We start from the raw sequence: 23547 nt of genomic DNA on the forward strand, positions 1-23547 counted from the left end.
GTTTTTTAACGTAGATTTAATACTTTTGCACTGATTTTAAAAACCAAATCACGCTATGGAGAAAACACTAGTTATTGGTGCGACAACCAACCCAGATCGCTATTCACATATAGTTATTCATCGACTTAGAGACAAGGGATACCCGGTTCAGGCCATTGGTAAGAGTACAGGGACGATAGACGATGTGAAAATAGGAACCGAGAAGCTTCCGTATGAAGATATTCACACCGTAAGCCTATACCTCAATCCTAAACATCAACCGGAATATTACGATTATATCATTTCGCTAAATCCAAAACGAGTGATCTTTAATCCGGGGACAGAAAACCCTGAGTTTTCTAATCTATTGCTCGAAAACGGTATAGAAGTAGACGTTGCCTGCAGTATGGTTTTGCTAGCGTCTGATCAGTACTAGCCCCAAGAACGTTAGGGCGCCGTTCAGTATTAGAATAAAGAATTTGAATTCGAAATTGAACCACAGGGCGCTGAAGTCGTCAACAAAATAACCGAGGATTGGAGCTGCTATGGCTACAAGGGGGACCCATTTATCCTTTACATTCCATTTGGTGAACAGGCCAAATGCGTATAAGCCTAACAAGGGGCCATAGGTGTAACCGGCAAAGATGAATAACTTCTCTATTACCGTGGCATCGGCGATTATATATTTGAAAATAATTATAACCCCCAACAACACAAAGGAAGTAGCCACATGCACACGTTTCCTTACTAAAATCTGTTTCGCGGCATCGTATTTCTTTTCGATCTCCATGATATCAATACTGAAGGACGTAGTAAGTGAAGTTAGAGCACTGTCGGCACTGGAATAAGCTGCCGCTACCAGTCCTAACATAAAGAATACGGCAATTCCGAGCCCAAGCTCAGTTTTCATTGCAATTGTTGGAAACAGTTGATCGCGAACCGCGTCGATACCGTTTTCCTGGGCATAGATCGTGAGTAACAAGCCCAGCGCCAGGAAGATAAAATTGACAATTGTGAGTACGATGGTAAACCAAAACATATTCTTCTGGGCATCCTTCAGACTTCTGCACGTGAGGTTCTTTTGCATCATATCCTGGTCAAGACCCGTCATAACGATCGCAATGAACGCCCCGCTAATGAATTGTTTTACAAAATGATCGCCACTTTTCCAGTCGTCGAAGAAGAAGATCTGTGACATATCACTTTCAGCAATAAAACCAAATACAGAGCCTGCATCTAATCCCATGTCTGCCGAAACATAGTAGATCGCAACTCCTACCGCAATGAGCATAAACAAGGTTTGCAATGTGTCTGTGAAGACTATGGTCTTGATTCCACTCTTAAACGTGTAGAGCCAGATAAGTAATATGGTTATGGAAACTGTGACCCAAAATGGTATATCGAGGTCATTAAATACAAGCTCCTGAAGAATATTCGCGACCAGGTACAGCCTGAAACTGGCACCTATGACCCTGGATAGCAAAAAGAAAGAAGCGCCGGTCTTGTATGAACTGTTTCCGAAGCGTCCCTCAAGGTAAGTGTAGATGGATGTTAGATTTAACCTGTAATACAGTGGTAGTAGGACCAGGCCGATTACGGCGTAACCCACAGTATACCCCAACACTACCTGGAAATAGCTGAACTTTGAAGCCTCCACCCATCCTGGTACCGATACGAAGGTGACACCACTCAAGGAAGCCCCTATCATTCCAAAGGCAACCAGGTACCAGGGAGAACGTTTACCCGCTTTGAAAAAGTCGGAATTGCTCCCGCCTTTATTCGTTAGAGCCGATATTAGGATGAGTACTCCAAAATAAGCGGCGATCAGGTAAATTATGTGAAGTGGTTGCATAGGTTGGTTTGAAAGTAGAACGGCCTAAAAATACAAAGATTGATTTCGATTCGATTTTATTTTTTAATACTTTTGATAGATTTTGAAAAAAATCCAAATAAGTTAAAGCTAAAAACTCTATGAAAAAGAAAAATTTACTTAGCATTATTCCCTTATTTGTATTCGCCCAACTGTGCTTTTCACAGCAATATTTGGAAATGATCGACGACGGTTCTTATCCTGTTCAGGAGGTCATCCAATCTGCTGAGGCCTATTTCGAAGGCCGCGATAAAGGACGGGGTTCCGGGTACAAACAATTCAAGCGATGGGAGTACAACGCACTGAGAATGGTAAAAGAAGACGGTTTCCTGCCCACCATTACCGAAAACCTGGCGGAATTCGAGCGCTACAACGCCTACCTGAATGAATCAGCAGGAAATCGACAGCCTATGAATGACAACTGGATGGAGCTTGGCCCAACCGACTGGAACGCAACTACCTCCTGGAACCCGGGAGTGGGAAGAATTACCGGGATAGCGATCGACCCCACAAACAACGATATCATGATAGTGGGTGCCAATACCGGCGGTGTTTGGAAAACCACCGACGGAGGTCAAAACTGGACACCGCTGAACGATTTCTTTTCGAATCTTAATGTGTATTCTGTAACCATAGATCCGTTTGATTCGGATGTTTATTATTGGGGTTCTTCAAGTGGTATCATCTTTAAATCTACCGATGCAGGGGCAACATGGAATATGATCGCTGATATGAGTAGCTCGCTCATCAACAAAATTGTTGTTCATCCTTCTAACCCGCAAATTATGTTTGCGTGTTCTCAAAATGCGGGAATATATCGCAGTACCGATGGAGGATCGACATGGTCCAATACCGGCCTGGATAGTAACGCCTATGATGTAGAGTTCAAACCAGGTGACCCAAATACGGTCTATGCATCGGGATTAAGCTTCCACAAGTCCACCGACGGAGGACTGACATTTACTACCATAGGTGGTTTTGATAGTGGTCCGAAGATGATTGGTGTTTCTCCGGACGACCCGGAAAAAGTATATGTGGTAGAATCAGATTCGGGTACCTTCAATGGTATTTATACTTCCAGCGATAGTGGAAGCTCCTTCACGGAACTTGATCAGGGAGGATTAAATTATTTTGGTTACAGTACTGCAGGCCTTGACAATAGCGGGCAGGCACCTCGTGATATGGACATAGTAGTTAACCCCAACGATGCCGACGAGGTTCACATAGCGGGAATACTCACCTGGCGATCTTTGGATGGAGGGGTTAGTTTTACCTGCACTGCAGATTGGATCCCCAATGCAGCTGCGAATGCCAACATTGGATATCACCACGCGGATGTGGATATCATGTTATTCAATGGCTCCGATCTCTACGTTGGTAGTGATGGAGGAATATACGTTGCCGAGGATACAGCAAATTTGAATGCCAATTATTACACAGACCTTACCGCCGGTATGGGAATCCGACAATGGTACAGAATAGGCGTTTCTCAAACTTCCGATGTGGTGGTAACCGGAGGCTCTCAGGATAATGGTTCTTCCTTTTACACCGCAGCAAATGGCTGGATAGACTGGCTTGGTGCCGATGGAATGGAAGGTTTTGTAGATAAGAACAACCCGAATATCATGTACGGAACTTCACAGTTCGGGCAAATGTACCGAACCGAAGATGCAGCGGCAAGCGTAATTGGTATTAACGAGCCTGGTCCCGGAAGCGGGGAGTGGGTTACACCGTTCGAACAAGATCCGCAGGATAACAACACCATATACGTTGGCTATAACCGTGTGTACAAATCGGTTACCAAGGGGGCTAGTTGGAGTCCGATTTCCCAGTTATTTTCTGGTAATCTCGACGAATTGAAGATCGCACCCTCAAACAACCAGGTGATGTATGCTTCCAACGGCAATCAATTTTTCCGAACGGAAGATGGAGGCTCAACGGATTGGACACAATTGCCTTTCCCGGGGTCAACCATCAATTATATCGCTGTGCATCCTGAAGATCCTTATCGTATAGCCGTAGCTAATTCTAATGTAAACAAAGTATATGTTTCAACAGATGGAGGTGAAACCTGGGAGAATTATAGACTAAACCTTCCAAACTTCTCCGCCTTGTGTGTACAATGGCAAAATAATGGGGGTAATGGTCTTTATGTAGGTATGAACTACGGAATTTATTATATAGACGATACCCTTACCGAATGGCAACCATACAATACCAACCTTCCGAACGTGATCATCAACGAATTGGAGATCAACTACGAAGATGGAATGATCTATGCTGCAACTTATGGCCGCGGACTATGGGCTTCACCAATGGCAGATCCGATAATACTGGGTAGAAATGACCTGGTGAATGAGAATTCTGTGTTTGTCTATCCGAATCCTGCCGGTAACGAATTGCGCATCTTTACAGGAACTGCAGCTACTGCGTCTGTACGTATTTTTGATGTTGCAGGTAAGTTGACACATAATCTGAAAGATGTAGAAAGCAAACAAGCAATTGATGTTTCCGCTTTACGTCCGGGAGTATATTTCGTTCGGATTCAGACGGAAGCAGGCACAGCAACTAAGAAGTTTATCAAGGAGTAATCAATTCCGAAGAGTTTAGGAATGCTTCAGAAATCACATGTTTCTGAAGCATTTTTTTTATCTTGCCGGGGAATCATTAACTATGGATTTTTCGTCCAAACTACTTGAAAACGCAGTCAACGAAATGGCGCAACTACCGGGCATCGGTAAACGTACCGCCTTGCGATTGGTGCTCCATCTTTTAAAGCAGCCAAAGGAGCAAACGGAGCTGCTTTCAACGGCCCTTGACAAGATGCGTTCGGAGATAAATTTTTGTAAGAACTGTCATAATATTTCCGATAAGGACCTTTGTGAGATTTGCTCGAATCCCAACCGTGATGGTCGACTCATCTGCGTAGTAGAAGACATTCGCGATGTCATGGCCATAGAGAATACGAGTCAGTACCGCGGTCATTACCATGTATTGGGAGGAAAGATCTCCCCCATGGATGGGGTAGGACCGGGAGACCTGAATGTACCAACCCTGGTGGAAAAGGTAAAAACAGCTAAGGTGGATGAATTGATCTTCGCGCTCAGCTCCACCATGGAAGGTGACACCACCAATTTTTATATCTACAGGCAGATCGAACCCTATGAGGTGCTATCAACTACCATTGCTCGTGGAATTTCGGTAGGTGATGAACTGGAATATGCAGATGAGGTAACCCTGGGTCGAAGTATAGTGAATAGAATTCCATTTGAAACCTCTCTGAAAAGTTGAAGCTCTCGGTCATTATTCTGAATTACAATGTTCGATACTTCCTGGAGCAGGCAGTAAAGAGCGTTAAAAGTGCCATCTCTTCGCTCGATGCCGAAATCATCGTGATAGACAATGCTTCTTCGGATGAGAGTTGCGCCATGATGGAGAAACACTTTCCCGAAGTGCGTTTAATTCGGAATACCGATAATGTAGGCTTCAGTAAGGCAAATAACCAGGCAGTAGCAGAAGCAAAAGGGGAATATGTCTGCATACTGAATCCAGATACTGCTGTTACACACTCCATTTTTATCAATGCGTTTCAGTATATGTCTAAAATACCTGATATAGGTATTCTAGGTGTTCGATTGATGGATGGGACTGGTAATTACCTGCCGGAAAGTAAACGAAACATTCCAACACCATTTTCTTCATTAAAAAAATTATTAGGAATAGGCAAGCATGAGAATGGATACTATGCGAATGACCTTGCAGAGGGCGATAGTGGTGAAGTGGCCGTACTTCCGGGAGCGTTCATGTTGCTAAAAAGGACCATCTATTATGAAGTTGGTGGTTTTGATGAGGACTATTTTATGTACGGAGAAGACATCGATTTCTCTTTCAAGGTATTAAAATCGGGATATAAGAATCATTATCTGGGATCGGATGGGATACTCCATTATAAGGGCGAAAGTCCGCAGAATGACAAGGTGTATCTCGATCGATTTTATGGTGCAATGCATATTTTCTACAGAAAGCATTTTGATTCGAACTTCTTCAGCAATACCCTGGTTCACTTCGGACTTTCAATTGGAAAATTCCTTCGGAAACTATCAATGAATCGATCTGGCGGTCGAATTCAGAATACAAAGGAAGCGATCATATTTACCGATAACCTGAATTTGTTACAGAAACTGGCCGGAAAGATCGAAATACCTGTGAAATCAGCTTCAAAAGCAGTACTCAATAGTGCCGACATCCACGATACAATGTTCGTTTTCGACGAGGAATATATGTCCTTTAGTCAGATATTCATGGTCATGGATGCCCAGAAAAATAAGGGGAATTCATTCCGGATCCGCCCCTCGGGTTGTAACTTTATTTTAGGCAGTGACAAAAGTGACGAAAAAGGTAGTGTTCTTCTTTTTTAGGATTTACAATTTATAACATTCAAATTTTGACTAATTTTGTGGCGCAAATCAAATGCGTACGATTCCTATGGGAAAATTTGAGTTGAAACTTCCAAAAATGGGTGAAAGTGTCGCCGAAGCTACGGTGACGAACTGGCTTAAAGAGGTAGGTGATACCATTGAGGCCGATGAGGCTGTACTTGAGATCGCTACCGATAAAGTAGACAGCGAAGTACCTAGCGAAGTGGATGGAGTATTGGTGGAAAAGCTCTTCGAGGCCGATGATGTGGTCCAGGTAGGTCAAACGCTTGCAATTATCGAGATCGAAGGTGAGGCCAGCTCCAATGTAGTGGAAGCGCCACAGACAACTTCCGAAGAAACCAAAACCGAACCCACCCCTGAAGTTATAGCGGAAGTCGCGGAACGTGTTGAGGTGGCTAAAGAAAGTACGCAAACAATTATAGCAAGTAATGGAACCCGGTTTTACTCTCCACTTGTAAAGAATATTGCTTCTCAGGAAGGAATTTCTCAAAACGAACTGGACGCTGTTCCGGGAAGTGGAAAGGACGGCCGTGTAACAAAGAACGATATTCTGGCGTATCTGAAGAGCAGATCGGGCGGTGATACCATAGCCAAAGAAGCTCCTGTTTCCAAACCAGTGGAATCTAAGCCAACACCGGTTTCCAAACCAGTAACACCTATTTCCGTTAACGGAGAAGATGAGATCATTGAAATGACCCGTATGGGCAAACTCATCGCACATCATATGGTCGCGAGCACACAAACTTCGGCTCATGTTCAGAGTTTTGTAGAATGTGATGTAACCAGGATCTGGAACTGGCGAAACAAGGTAAAGAACGAATTCCAACAAAGAGAAGGCGAGAAACTTACCTTTACTCCAATATTCATGGAGGCCGTTGCGAAAGCATTGCGCGACTACCCGATGATGAACATTTCGGTAGATGGGGATAAGATCATCAAACGCCGAAATATCAACCTGGGTATGGCGGCTGCATTGCCGGATGGAAACTTGATCGTTCCGGTAATCAAGAATGCAGACCAACTCAACCTGGTGGGAATGACCAAGGCAGTTAACGATCTTGCTGGCAGGGCACGTGCCGGTCAACTTAAGCCGGACGAGATCCAGGATGGAACCTATACAGTTACTAATGTAGGTAGCTTCGGAAGTATCATGGGAACGCCAATCATCAACCAACCACAGGTAGGAATTCTTGCCTTAGGAGCCATTCGAAAGGTGCCTGCCGTTATAGAAACTGAAGAGGGTGATTTTATTGGGATTCGTTATAAAATGTTCCTCTCACATAGCTACGATCACCGAGTGGTAAATGGTGCTCTTGGCGGGCAATTCGTCAAAGCTGTTGCGGATCACCTGGAAGCCTGGGATGTGAACCGAGAGGTTTAGTAGCTTAGTATATTAGTATTTTAGAATCTTAGTATTTTGTTATGCTGGTTTTGATACTTCAGTAAACCTCTTATTAGTTTACTAACCTACTGATTTATTCGCTCAATCTCAGAACAATATCGTCCAACTCATCATACCCGAAGATCACATCATCTCTATCCCAGATAACGGGGAATTTTATTTTTGTTTCTGAAGTGAGTTTACGTTCGATAAAACTCATGAACTGTCCGTAGAGCATGGCATCCTGGTGAATATCGATAATTCGATGTTGTATTCTTTTGTCGTCCAATTTTTCTGAAAGAATCGTGCATTTGGTGCAAGCCTCTGCCGTGAAGATCACGATCTTGCCTATCATGACCCGTTCGATATCCCGTTCAGGTGAATCGTAGGAAAAACTCATCGGACTATCTTTTTCATTCACAACCAGGTCGAAGGTATACATAGACTCCACCCCACTGAGCTCAATAAGAGTGATCATGGGGACTTCGGAAAGAGGAGGTACATTTTTGATCACGGGTTTTGAAGCACTCCTGCGATAGCCTTTCGCATTAACCATCAGGAACACATTGAGCGTGTCTTGTGTTTTATTTTCAGCAACCAGTTCAAGGCGCTTTCCTTGTTTCTTTTCTTTTATCAACACCTTTAGCCCCTGAGACCATGCTGAATGTGCCGAAAGCACCAAGATTATTAGAAGTAATTTATACCGCATAAGAGTTCCACAAAAGTAGTAATTAGTACATTTGTATCACAAATCGTGCCTATGGAACTCAATTTAACCAAACCCATCTGTTTTTTTGATCTTGAAACTACCGGAACCAATGTAGCGTCCGACAGGATCGTGGAGATTTCCATACTGAAAGTGTACCCAAATGGGAACAGGGAGAGCCATACCTGGCGCGTGAATCCTGAAATACCCATACCTGCCGGAGCGGCTTCCATTCACGGTATCACAGATGAAATGGTGGCGAACGAACCAACCTTCAAAGAATTAGCTCCTAAGGTGCAGGCTTTTATGAAAGATGCGGATCTGGCAGGATATAATTCCAATAGATTCGATATTCCCCTGCTGGCAGAGGAACTATTGAGGGCAGAGGTGGATTTCGACCTGAAGAAAGCTTCCGCGGTAGATGTGCAGACCATTTTTCACAAGAAAGAAAAACGAACCCTGGGAGCAGCTTATAAGTTCTACTGTGATAAGACGCTCGAAAATGCGCATAGCGCCGAAGCAGATACCATTGCGACCTACGAAGTCCTTAAAGCACAGCTGGATCGCTACGATGACCTGGAGAACAACATAACTTTCCTGTCAACCTTCAGTGCACATAAGAACTTTGCCGACTTTGCCGGATATATCGGGTTTGATAAGGAAGGAAATGAGTTGTTTATGTTCGGTAAGCACAGGGGTAAGAAGGTAGAAGATGTGATGGAACAGGAACCGGGTTACTTTGGATGGCTGCTCAATGCCGATTTTCCGCTGTATACGAAAAAGGTACTAACGCGAATTAAACTCAGTAAACTCAACAATAAACTCTAAACCCCTTAACGCTGTAATCATGAAGATCATCTGTGTAGGTAGAAACTACGCCGCCCATATAGAAGAACTCGATAATGAAAAGCCAAAGGATCCTGTTCTTTTTATGAAACCGGATACTTCGGTATTGCTCAAAAAACAACCCTTTTTTATTCCTGAATTCTCTTCCGATGTACATTACGAAGTGGAAATACTGGTAAAGATCAAAAAGATCGGGAAGCATATCGATAGAAAGTTTGCGCACAAGTATTATGATGAGATCGGGCTGGGGATCGATTTCACGGCACGCGATTTGCAGTCGAAATTAAAGGAAAAAGGACTTCCCTGGGAAAAAGCCAAGGGGTTCGATGGTGCGGCTGTAATTGGTAATTTTATCCCGAAAACAGCGTTTGAGTCGGTGGATAATATCGATTTCCATCTTGAAAAGAATGGTGAAACCGTTCAGCAGGGAAACACTGCAATTATGTTGTGGAAAATAGATGAGTTAATCGAATATATCTCCAAATATTTCACTTTAAAGATTGGAGATATTATCTTTACCGGCACCCCATCTGGTGTGGGGAAGGTGAATCCTGATGATGTTTTGACCGGTTTTATCGATAGCACCGAGATTTTTTCAATTAAAGTAAAGTAAATGACTAAGCATTATTCAATAGATAGTCTGCGTGAGATCGCCGGTGGCGACGTAGATTTTATGGCAGTTGTTGCGCGGACTTTCCTGGATGAAATCCCTCCGGATCTCCAGGCAATGGAAGAGGCCGTAGCCAATGACAACAAGGAGTTGGCCTACCAGTTCGCTCACAAAATGAAACCGAATCTTGAAATGTTCGGGATCGATGTGTTAAAGGATATTACTACTATCGAAGCGTGGACCAAGACCTCCAAGAATAAATCTTCCGTGGACGAAAACGTTCATAACGTTACAACCACTCTTCATGCGGTTTTTGAAGAACTCAAAGCCGATTTTGAACTGTAATAAATGCTAGCCGAAATAATCACCATAGGTGACGAGATTCTCATTGGTCAAATCGTCGACACCAACTCTGCCTTTATCAGTAAAGAACTAAACAAGATTGGTGTCCAGGTCTACCAGATCACATCGATTCAGGACGATAGGAAGCATATACTTCAAGCACTATCAGACGCCAGGGATCATGCAGATCTAGTGCTTGTTACCGGCGGATTGGGCCCTACTAAAGACGATATCACCAAACATACTTTCTGTGAGTTTCTGGATGACCAATTGATTGATCACCCTGAAACCCTGGAGAATATTCACCACATTTTCAATAAATACCTTCAGCGGGACCCCTTACCGGCTAACCTGGAACAGGCAAAAGTGCCTTCAACAGCAATAGTGTTGAAGAACGAGCATGGCACTGCCCCCGGAATGTGGATGGAAAAGGACGATACCGTATTTGTTTCCATGCCGGGAGTGCCATATGAAATGAAACATTTACTCACCGAATATGTGCTTCCCAGGGTCATCCAAGAGTTTAACAGGCCTCATATCTATCACAAGACCCTTCTAACCTATGGCATGGGGGAAAGTGCAATAGCTGAACTCATCGAACAATTCGAGAACGATCTCCCAAATGATATAAAACTCGCCTATTTGCCATCGTTAGGTCGAGTTAGGCTCAGACTGTCCACCAAAGGCACAGATCAGGAAGGGATAAAAGAACGGGTAGATAACCAAATGAACGCCCTGCACGCCCTGTTGGACGATATCGCTGTAGGATATGAGGAAGAAACGACCATTCAGCAGCGAATAGCAGCACTCCTCGAGAGAAAAGGGTACACACTGAGCCTTGCTGAAAGCTGCACCGGTGGGGCAATTGCCAAAGAAATTACTTCAATCGCAGGCTCTTCCTCCTATTTTGTGGGTAGTATCACACCTTATGAAACGAGGCAGAAAGTTAGAATCCTTGGCGTAGATGAAAGACTTATTGAAAGGCATTCCGTGGTGAGTGCTGAGGTAGCCGAGGCCATGGCCGAACGTTGTAAGACACTCTTCGATTCGGATGTTGCGATCGCGACCACGGGTATCGCCGGTCCCACTAAAGGAGATGCGCAGTCGGAGGTAGGTACCGTGTTTATTGGCATAGCTACTCCCGGGCGGACTTTTGTTGAACAATTCAATTTCGGGAAACCAAGGGAGCGCGTGATTATGAAGACCACCAATAAAGCCTTCGAATTGCTGCTAAAAGAAATTTCAAAAATCTGAAATTCTTTCTTTGTCCGAACCAATATATTTTATTAAATTTGCACCCTGTTTAAAATTATCTAGCAATGTCAAGAGTTTGTGAGCTTACAGGAAAGAGAGCAATGGTTGGAAACAACGTGTCTCACGCGATGAACAAAACAAAACGAAAGTTTAACGTTAATCTCGTGAAGAAACGCTTTTACATTCCTGAAGAGGATAAGTGGATCACCTTAAGAGTGTCTACTTCGGCATTAAAGAACATTAATAAGAAAGGAATCTCCGCAGTTATTAAGGAAGCCCGCGAGAAAGGGTTTCTGAAAAAATAATTGCCTAATCGATTAAGTCTGATAAGATGGCCAGAAAAGGAAATAGAGTACAAGTTATACTGGAATGCACAGAACACAAAGAGTCTGGAAAGCCGGGAACCTCTCGTTATATCACGACCAAGAACAAGAAAAATACTCCGGATAGAATGGAGTTGAAGAAATTCAATCCTATCCTGAAGAAAATGACTGTTCATAAAGAAATTAAGTAACCCAAAGAATCTAGAGTCATGGCAAAGAAATCAGTAGCAAGTTTGCAAACAGGTTCGAAGCGTTTAACCAAAGCAATCAAAATGGTTAAATCTCCTAAGACCGGAGCTTATACCTTTGTAGAGTCTATCATGGCTCCCGAAATGGTAAACGATTGGTTGAACAAGCAGTAAACCTCTTCGAAACACAATATAGTAAGCCACTTTTTATGAGTGGCTTTTTTTATACCCTCTGAAGTAGACTATTGTTGTTTACGATGGAGGGCTATTTTGTATCTTTGCACTCGTCATACAAGCTTTAGTGATGTATGATGGGCGTTCCGTGAAGCAAATCTAACGCTTACTTCACGACCGGGCTTTCAGCTGTATCTTTTTGTCTCAGACCCTTCGACTGCCTGCCCGTTCCGTTCAGGCGGGCGCTCAGGGAGACACAAAGGATGCCGCTTCAATCCCTAACGCGTATAATAAATTGAATTAAATGAGTTTATTTAAAAAGATATTTTCAAAAGATAAAAAGGAAACCCTCGATAAGGGACTCGAGAAGAGTAAAAACTCCTTTTTCGACAAGCTTTCCAAGGCAGTTGCGGGAAAGAGCAAGGTGGATGATGATGTTCTCGACGACCTGGAAGAAGTTCTTGTTTCCAGCGATGTGGGTGTAAATACTACTCTGAAGGTCATAGGGCGAATTGAAGAACGCGTAGCCAAGGACAAATACCTTGGAACGGAAGAGCTTAATCAGATCCTTAGGGAAGAGATCGCCGGGCTTTTAAGTGAGACCAATACAGGTGACGATACTGATTTTTCACTTCCGGAAACTGATTACCCTTATGTGATCATGGTGGTTGGTGTGAATGGTGTTGGGAAGACCACAACCATTGGAAAACTGGCCTATCAGTTTAAAAAAGCAGGTAAAAGTGTGGTTCTAGGGGCAGCAGATACCTTTAGAGCAGCAGCCATAGATCAGCTACAGGTGTGGGCAGACCGTACCGAAGTACCCATCGTAAAGCAAAAGATGGGAAGTGATCCGGCAAGCGTAGCCTTCGACACCCTTGAAAGTGCGGTGACCCAAAACGCAGATGTGGTGATCATAGATACTGCCGGACGACTCCACAACAAAGTGAACCTTATGAACGAGCTCACCAAAGTGAAGCGCGTGATGCAAAAAGTGATCCCCGATGCACCGCATGATGTGCTACTGGTATTAGACGGATCTACAGGTCAGAATGCCTTCGAGCAGGCCAAACAATTTACTGCGGCTACTGAAGTAACCTCCCTGGCAGTTACCAAACTGGACGGAACGGCTAAAGGAGGCGTAGTGATAGGGATCAGTGATCAGTTCCAGATCCCTGTGAAATACATTGGTGTTGGAGAAGGAATTGAAGACCTGCAGGTATTCAATAAATTTGAATTTGTGGATTCATTCTTCAAACGATGATCGCAAAGAACAAACTTCGGAAACTCTGGTATTCCCTATCTGCTGGTCAGCGACATACCGTTCGCCGACTTTATTACTTTCCAGCCGACTTTATAGACGGCATAAGTGGTAAGCGAGGCAAATATGTCCCGCCTCGTGGAATTGTGTACACGGGAGGAACCGGCCAACCCGAAGAGTTTGTTAATCAAGGGATCCATCAGTTAAATCTTCTGAAAGAACATATTACTTTGCAACCAACAGATGGAGTGCTGGATATCGGAAGCGGAATTGGCCGAACTGCGATCGCACTTGTCGACTATCTTGAGGAAAGTGGATATTACGAAGGTTTTGATGTTGTAGAATTAGGGGTTAACTGGTGTAATAGGAAGATCAGGAAGGATCATTCCAATTTCAATTTTACCTATGTGCCTCTCTTTAATGATCTCTACAACAATAAAGTGGCTAAAGCCAGTGAATTTGTGTTTCCATATACAAATACCCACTTCAATAAAATATTCTCCTTTTCTGTTTTTACACACATGGGAGTAGATGAAATACAGAATTACCTGAATGAATCGAAACGAGTGTTGAAAGATGGTGGTAAATCTTTATCGACCTTCTTTATTTATGACGACAGTAACGAAGAATATATTGCGAATAATGATCGTTTCTGTTTTCCTTATAAAAAAGCCGGTTACAGGCTCATGGACGAGAATGTCACCGCGGGAAATATTGCCATTCATCGTGAACTGCTGAATGAGATGATGAAGAACGCTGGTTTTTCAGAAGTAAAAGTAATTGAAGGATTCTGGAAGGACGAAGAGCGGAATCCCGCAAAGCAAGAATACCAGGACATGGTAATTTATAGTTAATTCAAGTGTAGATGCGAACCAAATCCCTTAAGAAGAATAAGATCAACGTAGTGACATTGGGTTGCTCGAAGAATGTCTACGACAGTGAGATTCTCATGGGACAGCTTCGTGCCAACAACAAAGAGGTTGTGCATGAGGAAGAAGGCAATATCGTGGTGATCAACACCTGTGGGTTTATTGCCAATGCCAAAGAAGAAAGTGTAAATACCATCCTGGAATACGTTCAGAAAAAACAGGAGGGTGAGGTAGATAAGGTTTTTGTAACCGGATGCCTTAGCGAACGCTATAAGCCAGACCTTCAGAAGGAAATACCTGATGTTGATCAATACTTCGGAACAACGGAATTGCCTGGTTTACTGAAAGCATTAGGGGCAGATTATAAGCACGAGCTCATCGGTGAACGACTTACCACCACTCCGAAAAATTATGCCTATCTCAAGATTGCCGAAGGCTGTGATCGTCCCTGTTCGTTTTGCGCCATTCCCATTATGAGAGGGAAACACAGATCCACACCTATTGAAGACCTGGTAACGGAAGCAGAAAAACTAGCGGCCAATGGAGTAAAGGAGCTCATCCTGATCGCCCAGGACCTTACTTACTATGGCTTAGACCTGTACAAGAAAAGAGAGCTGGCTAAATTACTAAAGGCATTGGCGAAAGTAGAAGGTATTGAGTGGATCAGACTCCATTACGCCTTCCCAACAGGGTTTCCAATGGATGTACTGGATGTTATGAGGGAAGAACCTAAGATCTGCAACTATATTGATATACCACTGCAACACATCTCCGATCCCATTCTGAAATCCATGCGACGTGGAACCACAAAAGCCAAGACCACAAAACTGTTGAAAGAATTCAGGGCGGCGGTACCTGAAATGGCCATCCGTACTACATTGATTGTTGGTTATCCGGGTGAGACCGAAGAAGATTTTCAAACACTTAAAGAATGGGTGCGGGAGACACGTTTTGAACGTTTGGGCTGTTTTACATATTCCCACGAAGAGAATACCCATGCCTATAACCTTGAAGACGACGTTCCCGAAGAAGTGAAGATGCAGCGTGCTAACGAGATCATGGAAATCCAGAGTCAGATCTCCTGGGAACTCAACCAGGCGAAGATAGGGCAGACCTTCAGGGTGTTGATCGACCGCAAGGAAGGCAACTATTACGTAGGCAGAACGGAGTATGACAGTCCGGATGTGGATAATGAAGTACTCATCAGTGCAGACAATGGTTATCTGCGCACCGGTGACTTCTACGATGTTAAGATCCATGCTGCCGAGGACTTCGATCTGTATGGAGAAGCTTTTGACTGAAGTCATATCGAGCGAAGCGAGAAATCTCATTAACTATGTTGAAACGTTTATTTGTTGATTCGTTTATTAGTTTACTCTTTGTCATTTCGGGCGAAGCGAGAAATCTCATCATCTTTATCATGTTCATTTCAGCTGTTCTGGCTTGTAAAAATGATCCTTCCATCGAGAATAAAACAATAGAAATTTCGGTCACTCCAATCGAAAACCCGGTTGAGGGAAATAGTTCTCTTCCAAGACTATTCAGTAATGGTGATGAGGTATATATGTCCTGGGTTGAACAAATGGATTCAATATCTATACTTTATTCCACGAGATACGATGGAACTGACTGGAACGAAAGCCATTTGGAGGAAGGGGGTACAGACTGGTTCGTGAACTGGGCCGATTTCCCGGCGTATGCCGAAAATGGAGGACGTCATATATTTAGTTATCTGAAGAAATCGGACAGTGCTACTTACGCTTATGACATCATTCTTAATCATGATTACGTTCAAATAGAAGGAGGTTGTGCCGTAGGGGTTGTAAAAGAAAATTTCAAGTTACACAGCGATACTACTAAAACCGAGCATGGATTCGTCTCCATCGTTCCTTATGGAGAGCAATCCTTCTTCGTAAGTTGGTTGGATGGAAGAAACACCTCTGCCGCTTCGCATGTTGATCATGACACACACGGTCCCGGTGCCATGACTCTTAGAGGGGCTGTTATCGACCCCAGGGGAGACGTGGTTATGGAAGCTGAAATTGATCATCGTGTATGCGATTGTTGCCAGACCAGCGCCACGATTACTGAAAACGGCCCTTTGGTAGCTTATCGTGACAGGAGTGAGGAGGAGATCCGGGATATTTCCGTGGTACGACAGGTAAATAATGAATGGCTGAAACCGCAAACGATAGGAAATGATAATTGGGAGATCGCGGGTTGTCCTGTGAACGGTCCGTCTGTGGATGCCTATAAGAACAGCGTTGGACTGGCCTGGTTCACGGCTGCGAGGGATGAAGGTGAGGTGCAGGTTGTTTTCTCCGCTGATAACGGAGCTACCTTTGGTGAGCCCATAAGGGTGGATTCGGGGAATGCTACCGGCAGGGTAGATCTCACTATGATTAGTTCTTCGGAAGCGGCTGTGATCTGGATGGAACCGGATGGGGATGATGAGGTGATCCGTTTATTGAAGGTGAATTCCGAAGGAAAAAAAGGACAGCTTGTTACCGTTTCAAGAACCAGTAGGGAACGAGCCAGCGGGTTTCCTCAAATGGAAAAGGTAGGCGATACCCTTATGTTTGCCTGGACCGATGTTTCTGATGATTCTTCCTCAATTAAAACGGCCGTCCTATCTTTGGACAAACTCTAGTCCTTGAAAAAGCTTTTTGTCATTGGAAGAACATTTCCCGAGCCAACAACTACAGCAGCCGGGCGAAGGATGATGCAATTGCTCGATTTCTTCAGAAACGAAACCTATGAGATCCACTTCGGTAGTACAGCCGCCACTACCAATTATTCAGCCGTTCTAGAGGATAAGGGGATATCAACCCATGAATTGCAACTCAATGATCCCTCCTTCGATGATTTGCTTCGAAAATTAAATCCTGATGTAGTCTTGTTCGACCGTTTTATTTCTGAAGAACAATTTGGATGGCGAGTGGCAGAAATTTGTCCGGATGCCCTTAAAATTCTAGACACAGAAGACCTTCACTTCCTCAGGGATGCTCGAAAAATGGCGGTTAAAAGTGGGATTCCCGTTGAAAAAAGTAATCTATACACAGACCTGGCCAAACGCGAATTGGCGAGTATCTTTCGTTCCGACCTCTCCCTGATCATTTCGGAATACGAGATAAACTTATTAGAAAATACATTCCAGGTGCCGAAAGGTTTGCTGTGCTACTTACCCTTGGGGTTCGAAAAAGTAGCAAACAATGAACTCCCTGGTTTTAAGGAACGATCGAATTTCGTTACAATTGGTAATTTCCAGCATGCACCTAACCTGGATAGTGTGTTGTATCTGGCTCGTGAGCTCTGGCCTGCTATCCGCAAGAAAGTCCCGAATTCAGAATTGCACATTTATGGAGCCTATGTCCCGAAACAGGTTTCCGAATTGCACGATGAGTCGACTGGATTCCTGGTAAAAGGATGGACCGAAGATGTATCGGATGTTATGAAGAATGCAAGGGTCTGTTTGGCTCCGCTACGTTTTGGGGCCGGGTTAAAAGGAAAGGTGCTGAACGCCATGTACTATGGAACACCTTCGGTGACCACTTCAATAGGGGCAGAAGGAATCTCCGGAAAACGTACCTTCGGAGGATACGTAACCGATGACCCGAAAGAGTTTGTCAAATTAGCTTCAGACTTGTACACTTCCGAAGAAAAATGGAGCGAAGCACAAAAGAGTGGCACAGAAATTCTAACCAATCGATTTAACTGGCCTAAAGTCTTGCTACCCTTTCAGAAAAAACTAAACGAACTTAGTAAGTCCCTGGAATCTCACAGGAGGAAACATTTTATAGGCCAGGTATTTCAGCAACAAACAGTGCAGGCTACCCGGTATATGAGTAAGTGGATAGAGGAAAAGAACAAGCGATGAGAACCATATTTTTATTGGCATTTACATTTTTACTGATCTCGTGTAAACAGCATGTATCCGAAGTGGTAGAAACTGATGAGACCAGGATCGAGCACCTGGTATTTTTCTCATTGAAGGACAGTGTGTCTGCAGAGGAAATTCAAAGTTTTAAGGAGCTACTAAAAACTTTAGTGGAAATTGATGGTGTTTCTGAAGTGGAAGTGAGTAGTCGTACCGATGTCGGCGACTCGCGGACACTTGATTACGATTTACTTATGGAAATCGAATTCACATCAATTGCGAACCTGAAATCGTACGCGGATCATCCATATCATCTCAAGGTTCGGGATAGTTTAATGCCAGTGCTCGCGGCACCTCCCGCCACTTTCGATATGATCCCGGACTAGCTAATACCGATTAGCCAGGTCGCTTTCTGCGGCAATATAGCCGAAGGAGGCCCAATCGTCCCCAGCCACAATGGCCTCGAAAATTTCCTTAGCTTTTTTACGCTCTCCATTGTAGAAATACCAGTTCCCAATGGCGTATTTCAATGCACTTCCCGAAGCACTGTCCTCGCCTCCCGGCTGGTATAGCGAATCAGGTTGTAAGATCCCTTTATACATCAAACAAGCTTTATGGTAGGCATCATTTTCGATGATGTCCATATCTTCCGTTATAGGCTCGAGATATTGGTCTGCAGTCTCCAGGCGTCCCATTCTCCGGTTGATCATGTAGATCCAATGGGTTGCTGAAACTACATTATCCGGATTGGAAGATGTACCCAGGCATTTTTTGAAGGCTTCCAGGGCCTTATTAAAGTCCTGGTTCAGGTAGTGTGCCAATCCGAGATGGTAATAGATATTTCCATGCATAGTGCTTACGGGGGTGTTCCGTGCATTCGGCATACCGTCAGGTTCGGTCTGGTTTTCCTCGCCCTGGATCAATTCGGCAGCCCGGGACAAGTCTTTTATTGCTTTGTCGAATTCACGCACAGATATGTACCTATGCCCGCGATGTCTCAATAAACGGGATTCATCCGGAAATCGTTTTAGCCCTTCAGAATAGACCCCGATTGCTTTTTGGTAGTCACCTTTGTAGGCCATAAATCTGCCGTACCAAATCGTGTTATCCAGATTGTTAGAGTCTTTTACGAAGGCTGCATTCTTTTCATTGAAACGGTCCATTAGTTTTTCCGAAGGAGAGGCAGACCGCAGGGTATCCCCCAGCAAACTTATCGCTTCGTAATGTTCGATGAAGTGTGTGTCCTCTTCAACCTTATTATTGTTGCAGGATAAGAGTACAATTGCGGATAGGAGTGGTAGTAATAATTTCATCAGATTCGATTTATCCCTAAAGATAGTATTTCATAAAAAACTACTAAGTTGGGTTTGCTGCATATTTTTTTGATATTTTTATTACAATCCAGTATTTAAAACAAACCAGTTATTGAAAGAGTGACTTCAGATAGTGAGTTGATTAGCTTGTTAAAAGGAAACAAGGCGAGTCGTAATAGGGCTATGGAAGCTATTTACAGAGCGAATCGGGATATCATTTGTGCCTATGTGGTCTCGAATAGCGGTACGGAAGCTGAAGCCACGGATCTCTTCCAGGATTGCATGATACAATTTTACGACGCCGTAAAGAAAGGAGTTCCTTCCGAGGATAGCGCGATATCAGCCCAGCTTTACTCGATCGCGAAATCCGAATGGTCAAAACGATTAAATAAGAAACAAATATCCGAGCCGGAAGAATCTCAATCGACAGAGATTCGGAGAGATGGTTTGATTCCGCTTACGGATGAAGAAAGGCAGGATCAGATTCGGGAGATCATAGGTTTGATGGGCTTTGATTGTAAGTATATCCTTATCGAATGTATTTATCACAAAACACCCTTGAAAGAAATTGCTTCTGAAGGAAATTTTGCAAATGAACAATTGCTGAGAAACAGGAAGTTTGAATGTTTAAAGAAACTGCGCGAACTAATGGTAGCACGCCCCGGGCTGCTGAAAATAACAGAATCCGATGAATGAAGAATTTGAAATAGAGATTGAACGTTATATCAAAGGTGAAATGAGCAGTGAAGAGGTGATGAACTTTGAGCATAGACTGGAGCACGATCCCGAATTCAAGGAATCCTATGAAGCAACGCTAGCAGCCCACAAAGTGGTTGAGGAAGCTGGCCGACAAGAACTGAAGTACAATATGTGGTCTTATGAGAACACCCCCAAGAAACAAAAGAAGACTTTTAAAATTGGCAAACGTCTAATCGTCACAATTGTCGCTTCGATCGCAATCCTAATAGGGATGTCCACATTTCTGAACATAAAAGGGAACATGTCGGCATCGGAAGTGTTCGAAGCCTACTATCAACCCTATGATCCGCCTTCGGTGATTCGCGATAACTCCGGGGGAGGTTCGGAGAACTGGAACAGGGCGGCACAGCATTATGCCGCGGGGAATTATGAGGATGCCTTGCGTTATTTTGAGATCGCTGAAGATAATATCCACTTCACCGTTGTTGAGTTTTACGAGGGTTTGAGCTATCTGCAGATGGATCATCCGGATTATTCGAACGCTTTGTATTATTTGAATGAAGTCCGACTGGAACAATCGGAGCTTAAAGAACAGGCTAATTGGTATTACGCTCTAACTTTGCTGAAAGATGGGCAAACCAATGAGGCCGAAGAAGTTTTGAAAGAGATCGCCAGAGAACGCACTTACAATCATCGATGGGCTAAAGACATCCTGAAAATCGATATAGAGAATTAATATCGGTAGCCAGACGAATCTTTAGTTGAGGTAAGTATTATTCAGATTTACTTATTCTGAATTATCCTTGTGGTTATCAGATCCTGAATTTGTTGTTATTTACAAAGAAGATACTATTTACGAAGAGTAATTTCCCATTTTCCCAAAACGATCTGAATAGCACATCATCCACGAAATAGATCACACTTCCTCTTCCCATACGTGTTTCGCCAAACACGAGGGAGTTCTTTAGGCCTGCCTTAGCCGAGTCACCTGAGTAACCACCAACACTTTCGGCTACTCCATCAATATAGCCAACGTTATAGCCATTATCCATGAAGGCGTATGAACTACTACTTCGCTTTAGGCTGAAATAAGTTTCGTCGTAACCGAATGCCATTGGATGGGTGGTATCCATGCTAACTTTGTAGATGCTTCCTGTGATGAAGTTGGTAACATTCTCACGTTCCCGTTGATCGTATGGTGTTAAGTTAGTATCCTCAGCATCTTCCTCCTCATCGGATTCGTTCCAATCCAGTGTGAAACCATCTTTGCCGGCAAAACTTCGGAGAGCACCGCCAATAGCTATTACCTTTCCACCGCCTCTTATCCAGGACTTAAGATCATCCATGGTAGAGTCGTTCATTAGTCCGCCATACCATCCAGAAGGAAGAACGAGAACATCGTAATCGTCCAGCATGCTCACCCTGAAATTTTCTGTATTCATTGAGGTGACCGGGTAGTGGAACTGCTGCTCGAAGAAATGCCAGATCGTGCCGTAGCTAAGAGAGGACGTGCCTTCACCCATTAGCACCGCGATCTTCTGGTTGTTCACCAATTTGATATCCGAAGAACCAAAATCTACACCATTATCGCTGAAACTGGTAGGTGATGCGTAGAGTTGTCGGTTGTGTTTTGTGGCAATTTCGTTCACAATTTTATCGAACTCAGGATTGGTCCTGTTATCGCTTCGGGTGATCACCAGGCTGCCCTTGTCGAATGCTTTACCGCCAAAGCTAAGATCCTTTTCAGCGAAGCGAACCCTTATATTCTTCTGAAGTAATTCAGAAAGAAAACCTGCATCGTACATGCTCTTCCAGCTACTAATGTACCCGGGAGATGAAGGTGCCTGTGAGTTGCTAATATTATAGGTGGGTAGCTCCATATTGGCAGCTACTTTTGAAGTGGATGCAATGGCTTCCAGTCCATAAGCCCGCGGTAAACTCCATGCGGTAATATCGTAGGTGAGTGGCTCGTTCAGTTTAGCATCTGGCTCGAATAAGGTTTTTACCATTTTTCCCTTTGGCTGATCTGTACTTACAACAAGTGCGCCATAGGAATTCATGCTGCCGTTATTTCCCGTTGAATATTTGTAACCGGATACTGTTCCTCCTGAGGAGAATCCATACCGGATCTCATGTTTTTTCAGCAGTTCAGTGAGGGCGTTGAGCTTATCAGCATTCCCTTTTAGCACATAGCTTTTGTACTTGAGGTTAGCATTCTGAAAGAACTTTTTGAATTCCGAATTCAGCTGTCCCGCATTTATGGAAGATACCTCTACCGTTGAAAGCGCTGTAGTGGTGTGGTGCGCCACACGGTCGATAAGTGTGAGTTCGTAGCCTTCGTCTGTGTTAATGCCCAGTCCGGCGCGTCCGTGGCCTGCCTGCTCATAGGTCATACCTATTGCACCCATGAACATTGGGTAAGTATCGCCATAACTAGGGTAAAGCAAATCAAATCGTTCACGGGTAAAGAACAACCAGCCTTCTCTGTCGAAATAACGGGCGTGATTCTTACCTACCATTTCCTGGAATTCTACTTGCCAGGGCGATACGATCTCGTGATAGGGTTGAGCGGCAGGCGCGAAATAATACGGTTCATTGATGCCTTGCTCATGAAAGTCCACATGCACATGCGGCATCCATTGGTTATAGACTTTAAGTCGGGAAGTAGTTTCAATTTGTGTGGCCCAAACCCAGTCGCGGTTGAGGTCGAAAAGGTAGTGATTTGGTCTTCCTCCTGGCCAGGGTTCGCTGTGCTCGGTGGCTTCCTGAAGTTTGTTGTAAGGTGTTGCTTTCACCTGGTTGTACCAGTTCGCATAACGGTCGCGGCCGTCAGGGTTGATGCACGGGTCGATGATCACTACGGTATTTTCAAGCCAGGCTTGTTTTTCAGTGATCAGTTTATACAGGGTGGTCATGGACGCTTCTGTACTTGAGGCCTCATTTCCGTGTACGTTGAAACTCAACCAAACTATGGCGATATCAGGATTGGCCGTTCCGTTTTCGAGTCCGATATTCTTTAAATTATCCCTTCTGATATTATCGAGGTTGGCCATGTTTGCTCCGGAAGTTATCACTGCATAGGTAAGCGGCCTGCGCTCATTTGTTCTTCCGTATTCATGATATTTCACCATATTGCTATTTGCGGCAACGTGTTCGAAATAATCGACCACATCGGAATGGCGAGAGAATTCTGTGCCTATTTCATAGCCCAGAAATTCCGAGGGAGATTGAAGTTGTGCAGTAAGGGAAACGGTAAATAAAAGAAGCAGAAACGCAGTATATCGCATCATTTTTGGTTTTGTTATAAGAGGCCTAAAGGTAACAGAAATTCTCTTTATGCCGGACTAAGGTGCTTCACTTTTAACAGGACATTCAGAAAGTTCTTCAGTCTGTGTTTTTTCGATACTGAATGAATTAAC

At 43.9% G+C, this 23547-nt stretch carries 24 protein-coding genes; 20 read left to right on the forward strand and 4 right to left on the reverse strand.

Annotated features, from left to right (window positions below; translation table 11 throughout):
- Positions 1-55 precede the first annotated feature (55 nt).
- Positions 56-415 carry a CoA-binding protein gene (locus J1N09_RS10535; RefSeq protein ID WP_265200152.1) on the forward strand — a complete coding sequence of 120 codons (360 nt, stop codon included), beginning with the start codon at positions 56-58 and terminating at the stop codon, positions 413-415.
- On the opposite strand, the gene J1N09_RS10540 is transcribed toward J1N09_RS10535, so the two are convergent.
- Positions 395-1831 (reverse strand): sodium:solute symporter, encoded by a 1437-nt coding sequence (locus J1N09_RS10540; protein ID WP_265200153.1) that lies wholly within the window; start codon positions 1829-1831, stop codon positions 395-397. The two genes, J1N09_RS10535 and J1N09_RS10540, sit on opposite strands and share 21 nt — an antisense overlap.
- 119 nt (positions 1832-1950) lie before the next feature.
- Between J1N09_RS10540 and J1N09_RS10545 the strand changes: the two genes are divergently transcribed.
- The 4 genes from J1N09_RS10545 to J1N09_RS10560 all read left to right on the forward strand — a co-directional run bounded on the left by J1N09_RS10545 (position 1951) and on the right by J1N09_RS10560 (position 7669).
- Complete coding sequence (locus J1N09_RS10545; RefSeq protein ID WP_265200154.1) at positions 1951-4440, forward strand: VPS10 domain-containing protein; 2490 nt, start codon at positions 1951-1953, stop codon at positions 4438-4440.
- A gap of 82 nt (positions 4441-4522) precedes the next feature.
- Positions 4523-5140 carry a recombination mediator RecR gene (recR, locus tag J1N09_RS10550; RefSeq protein WP_265200155.1) on the forward strand — a complete coding sequence of 206 codons (618 nt, stop codon included), beginning with the start codon at positions 4523-4525 and terminating at the stop codon, positions 5138-5140.
- On the forward strand, positions 5137-6267 hold the full coding sequence (locus tag J1N09_RS10555) for a glycosyltransferase family 2 protein (RefSeq protein WP_265200156.1): 1131 nt from the start codon (positions 5137-5139) through the stop codon (positions 6265-6267). The genes recR and J1N09_RS10555 overlap by 4 nt, the downstream gene beginning before the upstream one ends.
- A gap of 67 nt (positions 6268-6334) precedes the next feature.
- Positions 6335-7669: a dihydrolipoamide acetyltransferase family protein gene (locus J1N09_RS10560; protein WP_265200157.1), complete on the forward strand. Its 1335-nt coding sequence runs from the start codon at positions 6335-6337 to the stop codon at positions 7667-7669.
- A gap of 94 nt (positions 7670-7763) precedes the next feature.
- Here J1N09_RS10560 and J1N09_RS10565 read toward each other — a convergent pair whose 3' ends face one another.
- Positions 7764-8378 carry a glutaredoxin family protein gene (locus J1N09_RS10565; RefSeq protein WP_265200158.1) on the reverse strand — a complete coding sequence of 205 codons (615 nt, stop codon included), beginning with the start codon at positions 8376-8378 and terminating at the stop codon, positions 7764-7766.
- Positions 8379-8429: 51 nt separating this feature from the next.
- On the opposite strand from J1N09_RS10565, the gene J1N09_RS10570 reads away from it, so the two are divergent.
- The 13 genes from J1N09_RS10570 (at position 8430) to J1N09_RS10630 (ending at position 18502) form a co-directional block, all read left to right on the forward strand.
- Complete coding sequence (locus J1N09_RS10570; protein ID WP_265200159.1) at positions 8430-9203, forward strand: 3'-5' exonuclease; 774 nt, start codon at positions 8430-8432, stop codon at positions 9201-9203.
- A gap of 19 nt (positions 9204-9222) precedes the next feature.
- A complete protein-coding gene (locus tag J1N09_RS10575) occupies positions 9223-9834 on the forward strand; it encodes a fumarylacetoacetate hydrolase family protein (RefSeq protein WP_265200160.1) in 612 nt (203 codons plus the stop codon).
- Positions 9835-10176 (forward strand): Hpt domain-containing protein, encoded by a 342-nt coding sequence (locus J1N09_RS10580; RefSeq protein WP_265200161.1) that lies wholly within the window; start codon positions 9835-9837, stop codon positions 10174-10176. It abuts the gene before it with no gap.
- Between the two features lie 3 nt (positions 10177-10179).
- Positions 10180-11427: a competence/damage-inducible protein A gene (locus tag J1N09_RS10585; RefSeq protein WP_265200163.1), complete on the forward strand. Its 1248-nt coding sequence runs from the start codon at positions 10180-10182 to the stop codon at positions 11425-11427.
- 65 nt (positions 11428-11492) lie between these two features.
- The gene (rpmB, locus tag J1N09_RS10590; protein ID WP_265200164.1) at positions 11493-11732 is read left to right on the forward strand and encodes a 50S ribosomal protein L28; all 240 of its coding nucleotides are present in this window, start codon (positions 11493-11495) and stop codon (positions 11730-11732) included.
- A gap of 26 nt (positions 11733-11758) precedes the next feature.
- Entirely contained in the window at positions 11759-11941 is a 183-nt protein-coding gene (rpmG, locus tag J1N09_RS10595) for a 50S ribosomal protein L33 (RefSeq protein WP_151893685.1), read from the forward strand.
- 18 nt (positions 11942-11959) lie between these two features.
- A complete protein-coding gene (locus J1N09_RS10600; protein WP_265200165.1) occupies positions 11960-12112 on the forward strand; it encodes a DUF4295 domain-containing protein in 153 nt (50 codons plus the stop codon).
- Positions 12113-12416: 304 nt separating this feature from the next.
- Positions 12417-13373: a signal recognition particle-docking protein FtsY gene (gene ftsY / locus J1N09_RS10605; RefSeq protein ID WP_265200166.1), complete on the forward strand. Its 957-nt coding sequence runs from the start codon at positions 12417-12419 to the stop codon at positions 13371-13373.
- Positions 13370-14224, forward strand: coding sequence for a class I SAM-dependent methyltransferase (locus J1N09_RS10610; protein WP_265200167.1), 855 nt, complete (start codon positions 13370-13372; stop codon positions 14222-14224). Before ftsY ends, J1N09_RS10610 begins: the two co-directional genes overlap by 4 nt.
- A gap of 11 nt (positions 14225-14235) precedes the next feature.
- Positions 14236-15540, forward strand: a complete 1305-nt coding sequence (gene rimO / locus J1N09_RS10615; protein ID WP_265200168.1) for a 30S ribosomal protein S12 methylthiotransferase RimO — start codon at positions 14236-14238, stop codon at positions 15538-15540.
- 35 nt (positions 15541-15575) lie between these two features.
- Positions 15576-16889 carry a hypothetical protein gene (locus tag J1N09_RS10620; RefSeq protein WP_265200169.1) on the forward strand — a complete coding sequence of 438 codons (1314 nt, stop codon included), beginning with the start codon at positions 15576-15578 and terminating at the stop codon, positions 16887-16889.
- A gap of 3 nt (positions 16890-16892) precedes the next feature.
- Positions 16893-18116: a glycosyltransferase gene (locus J1N09_RS10625; RefSeq protein ID WP_265200170.1), complete on the forward strand. Its 1224-nt coding sequence runs from the start codon at positions 16893-16895 to the stop codon at positions 18114-18116.
- Entirely contained in the window at positions 18113-18502 is a 390-nt protein-coding gene (locus J1N09_RS10630; protein ID WP_265200171.1) for a Dabb family protein, read from the forward strand. The genes J1N09_RS10625 and J1N09_RS10630 overlap by 4 nt, the downstream gene beginning before the upstream one ends.
- On the opposite strand, the gene J1N09_RS10635 is transcribed toward J1N09_RS10630, so the two are convergent.
- Positions 18503-19429, reverse strand: coding sequence for a tetratricopeptide repeat protein (locus J1N09_RS10635; RefSeq protein ID WP_265200172.1), 927 nt, complete (start codon positions 19427-19429; stop codon positions 18503-18505).
- 120 nt (positions 19430-19549) lie between these two features.
- Between J1N09_RS10635 and J1N09_RS10640 the strand changes: the two genes are divergently transcribed.
- Both J1N09_RS10640 and J1N09_RS10645 read left to right on the forward strand, forming a co-directional pair.
- The gene (locus J1N09_RS10640; protein ID WP_265200173.1) at positions 19550-20125 is read left to right on the forward strand and encodes an RNA polymerase sigma factor; all 576 of its coding nucleotides are present in this window, start codon (positions 19550-19552) and stop codon (positions 20123-20125) included.
- Positions 20118-20864 (forward strand): tetratricopeptide repeat protein, encoded by a 747-nt coding sequence (locus tag J1N09_RS10645; protein WP_265200174.1) that lies wholly within the window; start codon positions 20118-20120, stop codon positions 20862-20864. Before J1N09_RS10640 ends, J1N09_RS10645 begins: the two co-directional genes overlap by 8 nt.
- 76 nt (positions 20865-20940) lie before the next feature.
- Here J1N09_RS10645 and J1N09_RS10650 read toward each other — a convergent pair whose 3' ends face one another.
- Positions 20941-23418, reverse strand: coding sequence for a M14 family metallopeptidase (locus J1N09_RS10650; RefSeq protein WP_265200175.1), 2478 nt, complete (start codon positions 23416-23418; stop codon positions 20941-20943).
- Positions 23419-23547 lie beyond the last annotated feature (129 nt).

This window comes from Aureitalea sp. L0-47, assembly GCF_026126405.1.
Classification (GTDB): domain Bacteria; phylum Bacteroidota; class Bacteroidia; order Flavobacteriales; family Flavobacteriaceae; genus Pukyongia.

Bases quoted from the DNA above. Each gene is read 5' to 3' on its own strand.
- J1N09_RS10535 (WP_265200152.1), top strand. From the start codon at position 56: ATGGAGAAAACACTAGTTATTGGTGCGACAACCAACCCAGATCGCTAT.
- J1N09_RS10540 (WP_265200153.1), bottom strand. From the start codon at position 1,831: ATGCAACCACTTCACATAATTTACCTGATCGCCGCTTATTTTGGAGTA.
- J1N09_RS10545 (WP_265200154.1), top strand. From the start codon at position 1,951: ATGAAAAAGAAAAATTTACTTAGCATTATTCCCTTATTTGTATTCGCC.
- recR (WP_265200155.1), top strand. From the start codon at position 4,523: ATGGATTTTTCGTCCAAACTACTTGAAAACGCAGTCAACGAAATGGCG.
- J1N09_RS10560 (WP_265200157.1), top strand. From the start codon at position 6,335: ATGGGAAAATTTGAGTTGAAACTTCCAAAAATGGGTGAAAGTGTCGCC.
- J1N09_RS10565 (WP_265200158.1), bottom strand. From the start codon at position 8,378: ATGCGGTATAAATTACTTCTAATAATCTTGGTGCTTTCGGCACATTCA.
- J1N09_RS10570 (WP_265200159.1), top strand. From the start codon at position 8,430: ATGGAACTCAATTTAACCAAACCCATCTGTTTTTTTGATCTTGAAACT.
- J1N09_RS10575 (WP_265200160.1), top strand. From the start codon at position 9,223: ATGAAGATCATCTGTGTAGGTAGAAACTACGCCGCCCATATAGAAGAA.
- J1N09_RS10580 (WP_265200161.1), top strand. From the start codon at position 9,835: ATGACTAAGCATTATTCAATAGATAGTCTGCGTGAGATCGCCGGTGGC.
- J1N09_RS10585 (WP_265200163.1), top strand. From the start codon at position 10,180: ATGCTAGCCGAAATAATCACCATAGGTGACGAGATTCTCATTGGTCAA.
- rpmB (WP_265200164.1), top strand. From the start codon at position 11,493: ATGTCAAGAGTTTGTGAGCTTACAGGAAAGAGAGCAATGGTTGGAAAC.
- rpmG (WP_151893685.1), top strand. From the start codon at position 11,759: ATGGCCAGAAAAGGAAATAGAGTACAAGTTATACTGGAATGCACAGAA.
- J1N09_RS10600 (WP_265200165.1), top strand. From the start codon at position 11,960: ATGGCAAAGAAATCAGTAGCAAGTTTGCAAACAGGTTCGAAGCGTTTA.
- ftsY (WP_265200166.1), top strand. From the start codon at position 12,417: ATGAGTTTATTTAAAAAGATATTTTCAAAAGATAAAAAGGAAACCCTC.
- J1N09_RS10610 (WP_265200167.1), top strand. From the start codon at position 13,370: ATGATCGCAAAGAACAAACTTCGGAAACTCTGGTATTCCCTATCTGCT.
- rimO (WP_265200168.1), top strand. From the start codon at position 14,236: ATGCGAACCAAATCCCTTAAGAAGAATAAGATCAACGTAGTGACATTG.
- J1N09_RS10620 (WP_265200169.1), top strand. From the start codon at position 15,576: ATGTTGAAACGTTTATTTGTTGATTCGTTTATTAGTTTACTCTTTGTC.
- J1N09_RS10630 (WP_265200171.1), top strand. From the start codon at position 18,113: ATGAGAACCATATTTTTATTGGCATTTACATTTTTACTGATCTCGTGT.
- J1N09_RS10635 (WP_265200172.1), bottom strand. From the start codon at position 19,429: ATGAAATTATTACTACCACTCCTATCCGCAATTGTACTCTTATCCTGC.
- J1N09_RS10645 (WP_265200174.1), top strand. From the start codon at position 20,118: ATGAATGAAGAATTTGAAATAGAGATTGAACGTTATATCAAAGGTGAA.
- J1N09_RS10650 (WP_265200175.1), bottom strand. From the start codon at position 23,418: ATGATGCGATATACTGCGTTTCTGCTTCTTTTATTTACCGTTTCCCTT.